This window comes from Pseudomonas sp. GW821-FHT04C07, from assembly GCF_059420325.1.
In genome coordinates this window covers 360565-374413 of record NZ_JBWKTM010000001.1, presented here as the reverse complement: position 1 = coordinate 374413, position 13849 = coordinate 360565, and the positions used below count along the sequence as shown (strand labels likewise).

The window sequence follows — 13849 nt, the reverse complement described above, 5'->3', positions numbered from 1 at the left end:
CGTAATCAGCCGAGCGTGCTGGTCGGGCTGGATGAACCAATCGGTAGGGAGAGAGACTATCCTGCCAATTCCTCATTAGAAGAGGAGCTTGAATACCCTTTAGGAATAACCGGGCTACGGCATTATAGACTTCGAAGATGGCAATGTAATGGCTTTTTAATTTCATTTTTTGGCACGGTGCCACTATCAGGGCTTCCGATATTTCTGGGCTTTCGCAGCTCTGGCCGACGGGATACTTGGGGTAGTCAGATTATTTGTGCTCGCGGCAAAAATGGCGCCACACCCTGTATGGCAAGGGTTCAGGAGGATTTTTCGGCTTTTTGGCCTTAGACATGAGTGCATGACAGCGCTTGAGTGAAACTCATTCGAAGTGAACAATATGTTACTTCGTATTTTCAATTGAGATTCATTAATGACTGCCCCGTCCCGTTTCCTGGCCTGGCTGGTGCTGCCGGTGTTTGCGCTATGCAGCTTCAATCTACTGGCCGATACCGTGGAAGGCGCTCCAAAGGCGCTGCATTTGCTCGACTACATTGGGGCGGATTACCCGTCCACGGTTGAGGCGGGAAAGGTCATTGATGAGCCCGAGTATCGCGAGCAACTTGAGTTTCTGAGCGTTCTGCAAGGGCTGATCGTTGCCTTGCCGGGCAAACCGGAACAGGCCGAGCTGGAGCAGGGTGTCGGTAGCCTGCGCGCCGCCGTCACGGCTCGCCAGGACGGTGCCGCTGTCAGCCGTCAAGCACGGCAGTTGGGGGCCAGACTGGCAGTGGCCTACGAGGTCAGCCAGGCCCCGATCATCACACCGGACCCGACTCGTGGTGCACCGCTGTATGCCCAGCATTGCTCGGTGTGCCACGGTGACACAGGCGTTGGCGACGGTCCGGCAGGCGTCGGTCTGACGCCACCGCCGGCTGACCTGCGCGATGCTGCGCGGATGGATCGCTTGAGCCTTTACGCGATCTACAACTCCCTCGGATTGGGTGTCGAGGGTACGGACATGCCGTCTTTCGCCGATCAACTGGATGATCGCCAGCGTTGGGATCTGGCGACATACATCGCCAGCTTCAGCGCCGCCCCGGCTGCGGCGAAAAGCCAGAAGAACTTCAACCTCGCCGATCTGGCCCGCCAGACTCCGGGTGAAGTGCTGGCCGCCGAAGGCCCTGAGGCCGCGGTGACTTTCCGTGGCCAGCGCGCTCAGCCGCCGCAGGCCAAACGCGGCCCGGCGCAGTTGCTCGGCTACACCGCGGCGACGCTGGACAAGAGCCTCGCGGCCTACCGTGCTGGCGATCGTGAACAGGCTTACGATCTCTCGGTTGCGGCGTATCTGGAAGGCTTCGAGCTGGTCGAGAGCTCCCTGGACAACGTCGACGCCAAGGTGCGCAAAGACACTGAAAAATCCCTGATGACCTACCGTCAGTCGTTGCAGGACGGTTTGCCAATGGCTCAGGTCGAGCAGCGTCTGGACATCGCAAAAGCCAGGTTGAAGGAGTCGGCCAGTCTGTTGGGCAGCGATGGTCTGAGCTGGTCCCTGAGCTATATCTCCGGCTTGCTGATCCTGCTGCGTGAAGGTCTGGAAGCGATTCTGGTGTTGGCTGCGGTCCTGGCGTTCCTGCGTAATACCGGCCAGCAGTCGGCGGTGCGCAGCGTTAACATCGGTTGGGGTTTGGCGCTGGTGGCCGGTCTGGCGACCTGGGCGGTGGCGGCTTACCTGATCGATGTCAGCGGTGCCCAGCGTGAATTGCTCGAAGGTGCGACGGCGTTATTCGCCAGCGTCATGGTGCTTTGGCTGGGTGTATGGATGCACGATCGCCGCCACGCAGCTGCCTGGCAGGATTACATCAAGAGCAGCCTGGTCGGCGGCGGTGGACGTTTCGGCTTTGCGATGCTGGCGTTCTTCTCGGTGTACCGCGAGCTATTCGAAGTGATCCTGTTCTATGAAACCCTCTGGCTGCAAGCCGGCGCGGCCGGTCACAATGCGGTGCTGGCGGGCGGTGCGACGGCGCTGGTGCTGTTGGTCGGTCTGGCCTGGGTGATTCTGCGTGGCTCGGCGAAACTGCCGCTGGCGCTGTTCTTCGGGATCAACGCCGGTCTGCTGTGCGCGCTGTCGGTGGTGTTTGCCGGACATGGCGTCAAAGCCTTGCAGGAAGCCGGAGTCTTCGGCACCCGGCCGGTACCGTTCTTTGACTTCGACTGGCTGGGGATCCACGCTGATGCCTATTCACTGAGTGCCCAGGCAGTGGCGATACTGGCGATTATCGTGCTTTACAGCCGTAGTCGCATGGCAGAGACGCGGCGGTTGCAGGCTTCTTGACGCATTCGCTTCGCTCATTTCGCGGGCAAGCCTCGCTCCCACCGTCTAGCGTAGGGGCGCCCAGTCGTTGCCCGCGATGCTTTTAGAGGGACATACAAAATGCGTGTCTGGATCGATGCCGACGCCTGCCCCAAGGCGGCGAAGGATCAGGTGATCAAGTTTGCCTTGAAGCGCCAGTTCGAAGTGCTGCTGGTGGCGGGGCAGAGCCAGATCAAGCCGGGCTATGCCTGCGTGAAGCTGATTGTGGTGCCCAGCGGCCCGGATGCGGCCGATGATTATCTGGTCGAACACGCAGTGCCCGGCGAGCTGGTAATTTGCAGCGATGTACCGCTGGCTGATCGTTTGATCAAAAAGGGCGTCGCTGCCCTTGATCCGCGTGGCAAGGAGTTCGACCCGCAGAACATGGGCGAGCGGCTGGCAGTGCGTAACTTGTTCACTGACCTGCGCGATCAGGGCCAGATGGGCGGCGGTCCATCGCCCCACGGTGATCGCGAGAAGCAGGCGTTCGCCAATGCGCTGGACCGGATCCTCACGCGACTGATGCGCTGAACTGATCGTTCCCACGCTCGCGCGTGGGAATGCCTCACTGGATGCTCTGGATGTGACGCGCAGCGTCACGGGCTGCATTCCCACGCAGAGCGTGGGAACGATCAAGCGATCATGCAGCCGGCTTTACGCCTCGTTTTCGTCAGTCAGCTCCAGTACCCGATCAACCAGTTTGTTAATGCCCAAAGCCGCTTCGCTGATGGATTGCGCGAGCATATAGGCCGGGGTACTGACCAGTTTGCGTGCTTTGTCTTCGATGATATCGCTCACGGCGCACTCTTCATGGGTGGCGCCCATCTTGTTCATTGCTGCCGCCGTATCGGCGTCGTTGCCGATGGTGCAGATCACGCCTGGGCCGTAGATCTTTGCCGCCAATGCAGGCGAGATGCAGATCAGCCCGACCGGTTTGCCGGCCTCGGCAAAGGCTTCTGCCAGGGCCAGGACTTCTGTCTGGATGCAGCAGCCGGCACCTTCGATGGCGAAGTTGGAGAGGTTTTTCGCCGCGCCGAAACCGCCGGGCACGATCAGTGCGTCGAAGTCTTCTGCGCTGGCTTCGCGAATATCCTTTACCTGGCCACGGGCAATGCGCGCCGATTCAATCAGCACGTTGCGCGACTCGGGCATTTCGTCGCCGGTCAGGTGGTTGATCACGTGTAATTGGGCAATATCAGGGGCGAAGCACTGCACCTGCGCACCGCGCTGATCCAGGCGCAGCAGGGTGATCACGCTTTCGTGGATCTCGGCGCCGTCATACACGCCACAGCCGGAAAGAATCACTGCAACTTTTTTGCTCATGGGTTTTTCTCCAGATTCATGGCGTTAAATGTCCACTAATTTGTCACTCGTTGCCATAGGGTTATTGCGCGACTCCACCTAATCTTTGGATAACGATTCTGATCAGGTCGCGTCATGAACTTCATCCTTTATGCGGTGCCGTTTTTCTTTGTGTTGATCGCTGTCGAGTTACTGGCTGACCGCTGGCGTGGCGTGAGTAATTATCGCGTGGCAGACGCGATCAACAGCCTCAGTACCGGCGTGTTGTCGACCACTACGGGCCTGTTGACCAAAGGTGTAGGGCTGATCACCTATGCTTTTGCCTTGAAGCATCTGGCAGTGATCGAGCTGTCGGCCGAGAGCGTCCAGGTTTGGGTGTTTGCCTTCGTCTTCTATGACTTTTGCTACTACTGGCTGCATCGCTTGGGCCATGAGCGCAACATCCTCTGGGCGGCGCATTCGGTGCATCACCAAAGCGAGGACTACAACCTGTCCACGGCGCTGCGCCAAACCAGCACGGGATTTCTGCTGAGCTGGATTTTCTACCTGCCACTGGCTGTGCTCGGCGTGCCGCTGCTGGTGTTCGTCAGTGTCGCGGCGTTGAATTTGCTCTATCAATTCTGGGTACATACCAGGCACATACCCAAGCTTGGCTGGTTCGAGTGGTTTTTCGTCACGCCTTCCAATCATCGGGCCCACCATGCGCAGAACGCTCTCTATATGGATCGCAACTATGGTGGGGTGTTTATTATTTGGGACCGCTTGTTCGGCTCATTCCAGGAAGAGGACGACAACGAGCCAGTGATTTTCGGCGTGACCACGCCGCTGGCGAGCTGGAACCCGTTGTGGGCCAATCTGCAGTTTTATGCGCAGCTGCTCAGTGACGCACGGCGTACCGAAAGCGGGTGGGACAAGCTGCGGATCTGGTTCATGCCTACCGGCTGGCGGCCGGCGGATGTGGCAGCGAAGCACCCGATGACCAAGCCGGACTTGAACCAGTTCCGCAAGTTCGAGGTGCCGCTGGACGGGCGACAGCAGCTGTATGTCGCGATGCAGTTCGCTGTGTACACGGCGCTCGGTAGCTATCTGCTGAACCTGGGCGAAAGTTTGCCGACGGCCGCGCTGGTGCTGGGCTGGAGTTACATGGCGTTTGGTTTGTTTGTGCTGGGTGTGGCCCTGGAGAATCGCCCGTGGGCGTTCAAGCTGGAACTGCTGCGCCTTGCGCTGAACGTTCCACTGGTGTGGCTGGCGCCGATCCTGGGGCTTTGGCCGGCCAACGCGGTGGGCTGGGTCGGCCTGCTGAGTTACAGCTTGCTCAGTGGCATCGGTCTCTACTGCTGTAGAAACCGACTCACTCGACTGGCGTCGTAGGTTTGTTGGTTTTGGCGTGTTCGGCGTGTTCGGCCTTTTGGACCTGTTCATCTTCGTAGATTTTTTTTGCGAGGCGGGCGTTCTTGAAGCGCCGACGCAGCCATAAGGCGAAGCCGAGCAGCAATAGCGCGCCCAGTACCCACAGCTCGTACTTCTTGACGCTGCCCAGCATCCCTTCCAGTACCGCGCCGAAATGGTAAGCCGCCGCAGCCAGGGCCGCGGCCCAGATGGCGGCACCAATCCCGTTGAGCAGCAGATAGCGCCCCGGTGGATAGCCGGACAGGCCTATCGCTACTGGCATGACGGTGCGCAAGCCATAGACGAAGCGAAAGCTTAGTACCCAGATGTCCGGATGCTTGCGGATATGCTCCAGCGCCCGATCACCCATCAATTGCCAGCGCGGTTTGCGCGCCAGCAATTTGCGGCCGTGTTTGCGCCCCAGGAAGTACCACAGCTGATCGCCGGCATAGCTGCCGAAGAAAGCCACGACCACGACCAGGTTGATATCCATGTATCCGCGGAACGCGAGGAAGCCTGCGAGAACCAGAATGGTTTCGCCTTCGAAGAACGTGCCGAGAAATAGGGCGAAGTAGCCGAAATCCTGAAGAAATTGTTGGAGCATTGTCTGGATGCTGGCGAAATGAACGCGCAGCCTAACCCTTCAGGCACATTCAGGAAAGTATCGAAATGTGTCTCGACGTGAACATTTCCTACAAGGACAATGCCAGCGACTACCGGTCACAGGGGTGAGCACGACTGTAATCTGTTCGTCATAATGGCCGCTTATAACTGTCACACTCGCCCGCCAGCGCGGGCTCAGGAGTTTGCCGTGAGCTTCACGCCCGCCAACCGTTTGTTTCCAGCTACCCGCCTGCGTCGCAATCGTCGTGATGATTTTTCCCGCCGTCTGGTTCGTGAAAACGTTCTGACTGTCGACGATCTGATCCTCCCGGTTTTTGTGCTGGACGGTGAAAACCGTCGCGAGTCAGTCGCTTCGATGCCGGGGGTCGAACGCCTGACCATCGACTTGCTGCTCGAAGAAGCTGCCAAGTGGGTCGAGCTGGGGATTCCTGCGTTGGCACTGTTCCCGGTAACGCCACCGGAGCTCAAATCCCTCGACGCCGCCGAAGCCTGGAACCCGGATGGCATCGCTCAGCGTGCGACCCGTGCGCTGCGTGAGCACTTCCCGCAGTTGGGTGTAATCACCGACGTGGCGCTGGACCCGTTCACCACCCACGGACAGGACGGTATCCTCGACGAAGAAGGCTACGTGCAGAACGACATCACCGTCGATGCGCTGGTCAAACAAGCGCTATCCCACGCCGCAGCCGGTGCTCAGGTGGTCGCGCCATCGGACATGATGGACGGTCGGATCCAGGCGATCCGCGAAGCCCTTGAGCTGGCCGATCACGTCAATGTGCGGATCATGGCCTATTCCGCTAAGTACGCCAGTGCTTATTACGGCCCGTTCCGCGATGCTGTCGGCTCTGCGCTGAACCTGGGCAAGGCCAACAAGGCCTCCTATCAAATGGACCCGGCCAACAGCAACGAAGCCCTGCATGAAGTGGCGGCTGACTTGTCAGAAGGCGCGGATATGGTCATGGTCAAGCCAGGCATGCCGTACCTGGACATCCTTTTTCGGGTCAAAGAAGAATTTAAAGTGCCGACCTTTGTCTATCAGGTCAGTGGTGAATACGCCATGCACATGGCGGCGATCCAGAATGGCTGGTTGAGTGAAGGGGTTATTCTTGAATCCCTTACCGCCTTTAAACGTGCAGGCGCTGATGGCATCCTGACGTACTTTGCCGTTCGTGCTGCTCAATTGTTACGAGAGCAAAAATAGCCCTCCCAGGAACACTCGATGAATACCGAAGGACTCACCGAAGTTGCAGTAAATGAGGCTCAACCTGTGGTCGAGCCAATCGTCGAAACCCCGCCGGAGCAGGAAGCCCCGCCGTCGGTAGTGTTCGAGCCGCATCAACCGGTGCCGGCGATTGTGCTTCCCAGCCTGGATGACAGCAGCCTGTACATCCATCGCGAGCTGTCGCAGCTGCAATTCAACATCCGCGTTCTGGAACAGGCGCTGGATGAGTCCTACCCGTTGCTGGAGCGGCTGAAATTTCTGCTGATCTTCTCCAGTAACCTGGACGAGTTCTTCGAGATTCGCGTCGCCGGTCTGAAGAAACAGATCACCTTCGCCCGGGAACAGGCCGGGGCCGATGGTCTGCAACCGCACCAGGCGCTGGCGCGCATCAGCGAACTGGTACACGGTCAGGTCGACCGCCAGTACGCAATCCTCAACGACATACTGTTGCCGGAGCTGGAGAAACATCAGGTCCGCTTCATTCGTCGCCGCTACTGGACGACCAAACTCAAGACGTGGGTGCGCCGCTATTTCCGCGACGAGATCGCGCCGATCATCACCCCGATCGGCCTCGACCCGACGCATCCGTTCCCGCTGCTGGTAAACAAGAGCCTGAACTTCATCGTCGAGCTCGAAGGCATCGACGCCTTCGGTCGCGATTCCGGTCTGGCGATCATCCCGGCGCCACGTCTGCTGCCTCGGATTATCAAGGTTCCGGAAGAAGTCGGCGGTGCGGGCGACAACTATGTATTCCTGTCGTCGATGATCCACGCGCATGCCGATGACCTGTTTCAGGGCATGAAGGTCAAGGGCTGCTACCAGTTCCGCCTGACCCGAAACGCTGACCTGGCGGTAGATACCGAAGATGTGGAAGACCTGGCCCGCGCTCTGCGTGGCGAGCTGTTCTCCCGTCGCTACGGTGATGCAGTGCGTCTGGAAGTGGCCGACACTTGCCCGAAACACCTGTCCGACTACCTGCTCAAGCAGTTCAACCTGAATGAGACCGAGTTGTATCAGGTCAACGGTCCGGTCAACCTGACGCGTCTGTTCAGCATTACTGGCCTGGACAGCCATCCAGAGCTGCAATACACGCCGTTCACGCCGCAGATTCCGAAACTGCTGCAAAACAGCGAGAACATTTTCAGCGTGATCAGCAAGCAGGACATCCTGCTGCTGCACCCGTTCGAATCCTTTACACCGGTGGTCGACCTGCTGCGTCAGGCCGCCAAGGATCCGCATGTACTGGCGGTCCGTCAGACGCTGTACCGCAGCGGCGCCAACTCGGAAATCGTTGATGCATTGGTCGATGCGGCGCGTAACGGCAAAGAGGTCACTGCGGTGATCGAGTTGCGTGCGCGTTTCGATGAGGAATCCAACCTGCAACTGGCCAGCCGTCTGCAAGCGGCCGGTGCGGTGGTGATCTATGGCGTGGTCGGCTTCAAGACCCACGCCAAGATGATGCTGATCCTGCGTCGTGAAGCCGGGGAAATCGTCCGCTACGCCCACCTGGGTACCGGCAACTATCACGCCGCCAACGCCCGTCTTTACACCGACTACAGTCTGCTGACTTCAGACGATGCCTTGTGCGAAGACGTCGGCAAGCTGTTCAGCCAGCTGATCGGCATGGGCAAGACGCTGCGCATGAAGAAGCTCCTGCACGCACCGTTTACCCTGAAGAAGGGCATGCTCGACATGATTGCCCGGGAAACCCAGTTCGCCCTCGACGGCAAACCGGCGCACATCATTGCCAAGTTCAACTCGCTGACCGATCCGAAGATCATCCGCGCGCTGTACAAGGCCAGTCAGTCCGGGGTGCGCATTGATCTGGTGATACGTGGCATGTGCTGCCTGCGGCCGGGTATCGCCGGGGTTTCGCACAATATCCATGTGCGCTCGATCATCGGTCGCTTCCTGGAGCACACGCGGGTGTTCTACTTCCTCAACGGTGGCGAAGAGCAGATGTTCCTGTCCAGCGCCGACTGGATGGAGCGCAACCTCGACAAGCGCGTCGAAACTTGCTTCCCGGTCGAGGGCAAGAAATTGATTCTGCGGGTCAAGAAAGAGCTGGAAAGTTATCTCACCGATAACACCCATAGCTGGAGCCTGCAGTCGGACGGTCGATACATTCGCAACACACCGACCGGTAACCAGAACCCGCGCAGCGCCCAGGCAACATTGCTGGAGCGCTTGAGCAATCCAGTGCTGAGTGTTCGATAACGCCGGCGAGGGTTGAGAGATGTAAAAAAATGGCGATCCTTGCGGATCGCCATTTTGTTTTCAGCGAACGTTAAGCACGATGCCTACGCGGGTCAGCCACTCGGCTTCCAGGGCGAAGTCAGCCTGGGTCAGCTGGTTCTCGTCCAGCCAATCCTGTGGGAACAGCACATCCAGGCTGTCGCCGTTGGCGTGCAGCACCACCTGAGGCATTTCCTGGGTGCCGCGGATGTGGTGGAACAGAATCGCAAAGCGTAGCAACACGCACAGGCGAATCAGCTTCATGCCGTCATCGCCAAATTCGGCGAACTTGTCCTTGGGAATATTGCGCCGGTGGCCGCGCACCAGTAGCGCCAGCATTTGCTGGTCTTCGCGGGAGAAGCCGACCAGATCGGAGTGCTCGATCAGGTAGGCGCCGTGCTTGTGGTATTGGTAATGGGCGATGTCCAGCCCGACTTCGTGGACTTTGGCTGCCCAGCTCAGTAGTTCGCGCCAGACTCCGTCATCCAGATCCCAATCCATAGCGACCTGATCGAAGGCATGCAGCGCCTTGCGCTCAACCCGGGCCGCTTGTTCCAGATCGACGTGGTAACGCTCCATCAGCGAGCTGAGAGTGCGCTCACGGACGTCTTCGTGATGATGACGTCCCAGCAGGTCATAGAGCACGCCTTCGCGCAGGGCGCCTTCACAGTGGTCCATGCGTTGCAGTTCGAGGGCATCGAAAATTGCTTCAAGAATCGCCAGACCCGCCGGAAAGATCGCCCGGCGATCGGGTTTGATGCCTTCGAAGTCGATTTTCTCGATGTCGCCAAGCTTGAAAAGTCTGCGTTTGAGCCAGGCCAGGCCTTCGGCGTTGACCTCGCCAGTACCGTAACCGCCGGCCTTGAGCGCCAGGCCAATGGCGCGGATGGTGCCTGAGGAGCCGATAGCTTCATCCCAGGTCAGGCGATGCAGGGCATGTTCGATGCTCATGATCTCCAGTCGCGCCGCCGTGTAAGCCTGGGCGTAACGGGCCGGGGTGATCTTGCCGTCGCGGAAATAGCGCTGGGTATAACTGACGCAGCCCATTTGCAGGCTTTCACGCAGCAGCGGTTCGAAGCGCTGGCCGATGATGAATTCGGTACTGCCGCCGCCGATATCGGCCACCAGGCGCTTGCCCGGAGTGTCCGCAAGGGTGTGGGAGACGCCGAGGTAGATCAGGCGTGCTTCTTCACGACCGGAGATGACCTCTACCGGGTGGCCAAGAATTTCTTCGGCGCGGCGGATGAATTCGCCACGATTGCGCGCCTCGCGCAGGGCGTTGGTGCCCACGATACGCACCGCGCCCGGGGGCATGCCGTTGATCAGTTGAGCGAAACGTTTCAGGCAATCGAGCCCGCGCTGCATGGATTCTTCGGAGAGTTGACGCTCCTCGTCGATCCCGGCGGCCAGCTGAACCTTCTCGCCGAGCCGCTCCAGAAGGCGTACTTCGTCGTTCTGGGTCTTGGCCACGACCATGTGGAAGCTGTTGGAGCCCAGGTCGATAGCGGCGATCAGCGAAAGATTAATGGCTTGGGATTGCGGCATGGTTAAAGGGTCTCGGTCGATAACCTTGTCATCCTGCCACGATCAACCGCTGCCGCCAACGCGTAGGCGCTGTAGAAGACTGCGATCTTTTGATTGATCATTCCTACACAAGAGCCTGTTGATCGTTCCCACGCTCTGCGTGGGAATGCCTCACTGGACGCTCTGCGTCCCGCTTGGGCAGTGACGCGGAGCGTCACGGGCTGCATTCCCACGCGGGAGCGTGGGAACGATCGTCTGCTTCAGACCGTGTGTTCAGCCGTCCCGATAAAATTTGCCAGTTCCGCCGTCTGCGGATTGGCGAACAGAATCTTCGGATCCCCGACCTCATGCACCTTGCCCTGGTGCATGAACACCAGTTTGTCGCCAACCTCCCGGGCGAAGCGCATTTCGTGGGTGACCATGATCAGCGTCATGCCATCCCTGGCCAGTTGCCGGACCACGCTGAGCACCTCGTTGACCAGTTCCGGGTCCAGCGCCGAGGTGATCTCGTCGCAGAGCAACACTTTTGGCGACATGGCCAGCGCCCGGGCAATCGCCACACGCTGTTGCTGGCCGCCGGACAGGCGTTCCGGGAAGGCATCGAACTTTTCCCCGAGGCCGACCCGTTCAAGCATCTGCCGCGCCAGTTCGGCAGCCCTGGCTTTCGGCACTTTCTGCACCACCTGCGGCGCGAGCATCACGTTTTCGCCGACGGTCAGGTGAGGGAACAGGTTGAACTGCTGGAACACCATCCCGACCTTTTGCCGCAGGCTGCGCAAGTCGGCGCGAGTGGCGTCCAGGTATTCGCCGTCGACTTCGATCACCCCGTCGTTGATCGACTCCAGGCCGTTCAAGGTTCGCAGCAGGGTGCTTTTGCCCGAGCCGCTGCGACCAATGATCGCGACGACCTGGCCTTCGTCGATACTCAGGTCGATGCCTTTGAGCACATGGTGGTCGCCGTAATATTTATGCAGGGCGGAAATTCTAAGCAGAGGCATGCAGTCTCCTTTCCAGGTAGCGCGCACTGAGGGACAAGGGGTAGCAGAGCAGGAAGTAACCGAGCGCCACCAGGCCATAGACCATGAAGGGCTCGAAGGTGGCGTTGGCGAGCATGCCGCCGGTCTTGGTCAGTTCGGTGAAGCCAATGATCGATGTCACGGCAGTGCCTTTGACCACTTGCACCGAGAAGCCCACGGTCGGCGCCACGGCAATACGCAAGGCTTGCGGCAGGATCACGTAGCGCAGTTGTTCAAGCGGCGTCAGTGCCAGGCTCGATGAGGCCTCCCACTGACCATGGGGAATCGATTCGACGCAGCCGCGCCAGATCTCCGCCAGGTAAGCACTGGTGAACAGCGTCAACGCGATCGCGGCCGCCAGCCACGGCGAAATGTCGATGCCGAGCAGCGCGATGCCGAAGAACACCAGAAACAGCTGCATCAACAACGGCGTGCCCTGGAACAGTTCGATGTAAGTGCGGGCGAATGCACTGGGGAACGCCTTGTCGGAAATTCGCAGAGTCATGACCAGCAAGCCGATCAGTCCGCCGCCAATGAATGCCACCAGCGACAGCGCCAGCGTCCACTGCAGGCCGGTGAGCAGGTTGCGCACGATGTCCAGGAATGTGAAATCGCTCATCGGCTGTTCCTCGTGCTGCTTCTTGCTATATACCGGCGGCCGATCCAGTTCAGCAATTGGCGGATCATCAGCGCCATGCACAGGTAAACCAGGGTGGTCAGGGCATAGGTTTCGAAGGCACGAAAGTTGCGCGATTGAATGAAGTTGGCGGCGAAGCTCAGCTCTTCGGTGGCAATTTGCGAACACACCGCCGAGCCGAGCATGACGATGATGATCTGGCTGCTCAGCGCCGGCCAGACTTTACCCAGCGCCGGCAGCAGCACCACATGACGCAAGGCTTCGAAGCGAGTCATCGCCAGAGCCGCCGACGCTTCCAGCTGGCCGCGCGGAATCGCTTGAATGCCCGCGCGAATGATTTCCGTGGAGTAGGCGCCAAGGTTGACCACCATCGCCAGCACGGCGGCCTGCCATTCGGAAATCTGTACGCCGAGTGACGGCAGGCCAAAGAAAATGAAAAACAGCTGCACCAGAAACGGCGTATTGCGGATCAACTCGACATATACCCCGAATATCGCTGCAAATGGCTTGATCTGCCAGGCCCGAACCACCGCGCCGACGGTCCCCAGGCTGACCCCGAGTACCGCGCCGATGGCTGTCAGCTCAAGGGTGAACAGCGCACCGCGAAGCAGCAGGCCAGTGTTGTCCAGCACCGGTAAAAAGTCGAACTGATAAGCCATGGCTAACCTCCGTGACAGCGATCAGAGATCAGCCGGCAGTGGCTGCTTGAGCCACAGCTGCGAATTTTTTTCCAGGCTGCCGTCGGTTTTAGCGCTGGCCAGGATCTGATTCACCTTCTCCAGCAGCGCCGGCTCGTTCTTGTTTACGCCGACGTAGACTGGCGAATCCTTGAGTTTCACTTTCAGGACAGGAATGCGCTTGGGATTGCGTTCGCTGATGGTGACCATCACTACGTTGCCGCTGGCGATCAGATCCACCTGGCCGGCCAGGTAGGCGGCGATGGTCGAGTTGTTGTCTTCGAAGCGTTTGATGGTCGCGCCTTGCGGAGCCACGGAGGTCAGCTCGATGTCTTCGATGGCGCCACGGGTGACGCTGATGGTTTTGCCTTTGAGGTCATCCAGGGTGTTGATGGCCGCATCGGGCGGGCCGAACACCGCGAGATAGAAGGGCGCGTAGGCGCGGGAGAAGTCGATGACTTTTTCGCGCTCAGGGTTTTTGCCGAGGCTGGAAATCACCAGATCGACCTTGCCGGTGGTCAGAAATGGAATCCGGTTGGTGCTGTTGACCGGGGTCAGCTCGAGTTTGACCTTGAGTTGCTTGGCCAACAGCGCAGCGGTGTCGATGTCCAGGCCTCGGGGTTTCATGTCTGGCCCGATCGAACCGAAGGGTGGGAAGTCCTGTGGCACGGCGACTTTGAGGGTGCCGCGTTTGACGACATCGTCCAGGCCGTCGGCATGGGCGGGCGCCTGGCTCAGCATCAGACTGGCAAACAGGGCGGTGAGCAGGGCGCTGCAACGCTTGGTCATGGCAACTCTCCGAATCCAGGGAAGTGATTTCTGCGTTCGGACAGTGCACAGCCCATGCCAGCAGCCTCTAAATGCTTTGGAAGGCAGGGTTTATCTGGGGTTTGT

The 13849-nt window shown here is 59.4% G+C and carries 12 protein-coding genes; 5 read left to right on the top strand and 7 right to left on the bottom strand.

The window, feature by feature from the left end:
* Positions 1-412 precede the first annotated feature (412 nt).
* On the top strand, positions 413-2311 hold the full coding sequence (locus AC07UI_RS01750; RefSeq protein ID WP_494990837.1) for an FTR1 family protein: 1899 nt from the start codon (positions 413-415) through the stop codon (positions 2309-2311).
* Positions 2312-2410: 99 nt separating this feature from the next.
* The gene (locus AC07UI_RS01745) at positions 2411-2860 is read left to right on the top strand and encodes a YaiI/YqxD family protein (RefSeq protein WP_494990836.1); all 450 of its coding nucleotides are present in this window, start codon (positions 2411-2413) and stop codon (positions 2858-2860) included.
* A 123-nt stretch (positions 2861-2983) separates the two neighbouring features.
* Here the strand turns inward: AC07UI_RS01745 and elbB are convergent, their stop codons facing one another.
* Complete coding sequence (elbB, locus tag AC07UI_RS01740; protein WP_494990835.1) at positions 2984-3652, bottom strand: isoprenoid biosynthesis glyoxalase ElbB; 669 nt, start codon at positions 3650-3652, stop codon at positions 2984-2986.
* Positions 3653-3766: 114 nt separating this feature from the next.
* Between elbB and AC07UI_RS01735 the strand changes: the two genes are divergently transcribed.
* Positions 3767-5002 (top strand): sterol desaturase family protein, encoded by a 1236-nt coding sequence (locus AC07UI_RS01735; RefSeq protein ID WP_494990834.1) that lies wholly within the window; start codon positions 3767-3769, stop codon positions 5000-5002.
* Here the strand turns inward: AC07UI_RS01735 and AC07UI_RS01730 are convergent.
* Entirely contained in the window at positions 4983-5624 is a 642-nt protein-coding gene (locus AC07UI_RS01730; RefSeq protein WP_494990833.1) for a DedA family protein, read from the bottom strand. The genes AC07UI_RS01735 and AC07UI_RS01730 overlap by 20 nt on opposite strands.
* Before the next feature lie 207 nt (positions 5625-5831).
* Between AC07UI_RS01730 and hemB the strand changes: the two genes are divergently transcribed.
* Positions 5832-6845 carry a porphobilinogen synthase gene (gene hemB, locus AC07UI_RS01725; protein ID WP_494990832.1) on the top strand — a complete coding sequence of 338 codons (1014 nt, stop codon included), beginning with the start codon at positions 5832-5834 and terminating at the stop codon, positions 6843-6845.
* Between the two features lie 18 nt (positions 6846-6863).
* Positions 6864-9083 carry a polyphosphate kinase 1 gene (gene ppk1, locus AC07UI_RS01720; RefSeq protein ID WP_494990831.1) on the top strand — a complete coding sequence of 740 codons (2220 nt, stop codon included), beginning with the start codon at positions 6864-6866 and terminating at the stop codon, positions 9081-9083.
* Between the two features lie 60 nt (positions 9084-9143).
* On the opposite strand, the gene ppx is transcribed toward ppk1, so the two are convergent.
* The 5 genes from ppx to AC07UI_RS01695 all read right to left on the bottom strand — a co-directional run bounded on the left by ppx (position 9144) and on the right by AC07UI_RS01695 (position 13744).
* Positions 9144-10646 (bottom strand): exopolyphosphatase, encoded by a 1503-nt coding sequence (gene ppx / locus AC07UI_RS01715; protein ID WP_494990830.1) that lies wholly within the window; start codon positions 10644-10646, stop codon positions 9144-9146.
* A gap of 239 nt (positions 10647-10885) precedes the next feature.
* On the bottom strand, positions 10886-11623 hold the full coding sequence (locus AC07UI_RS01710) for an amino acid ABC transporter ATP-binding protein (protein ID WP_494990829.1): 738 nt from the start codon (positions 11621-11623) through the stop codon (positions 10886-10888).
* On the bottom strand, positions 11610-12260 hold the full coding sequence (locus AC07UI_RS01705; RefSeq protein ID WP_494990828.1) for an amino acid ABC transporter permease: 651 nt from the start codon (positions 12258-12260) through the stop codon (positions 11610-11612). Before AC07UI_RS01705 ends, AC07UI_RS01710 begins: the two co-directional genes overlap by 14 nt.
* Complete coding sequence (locus tag AC07UI_RS01700) at positions 12257-12937, bottom strand: amino acid ABC transporter permease (protein WP_494990827.1); 681 nt, start codon at positions 12935-12937, stop codon at positions 12257-12259. Before AC07UI_RS01700 ends, AC07UI_RS01705 begins: the two co-directional genes overlap by 4 nt.
* Before the next feature lie 21 nt (positions 12938-12958).
* Positions 12959-13744 carry a transporter substrate-binding domain-containing protein gene (locus AC07UI_RS01695; protein WP_494990826.1) on the bottom strand — a complete coding sequence of 262 codons (786 nt, stop codon included), beginning with the start codon at positions 13742-13744 and terminating at the stop codon, positions 12959-12961.
* Positions 13745-13849: the final 105 nt, after the last annotated feature.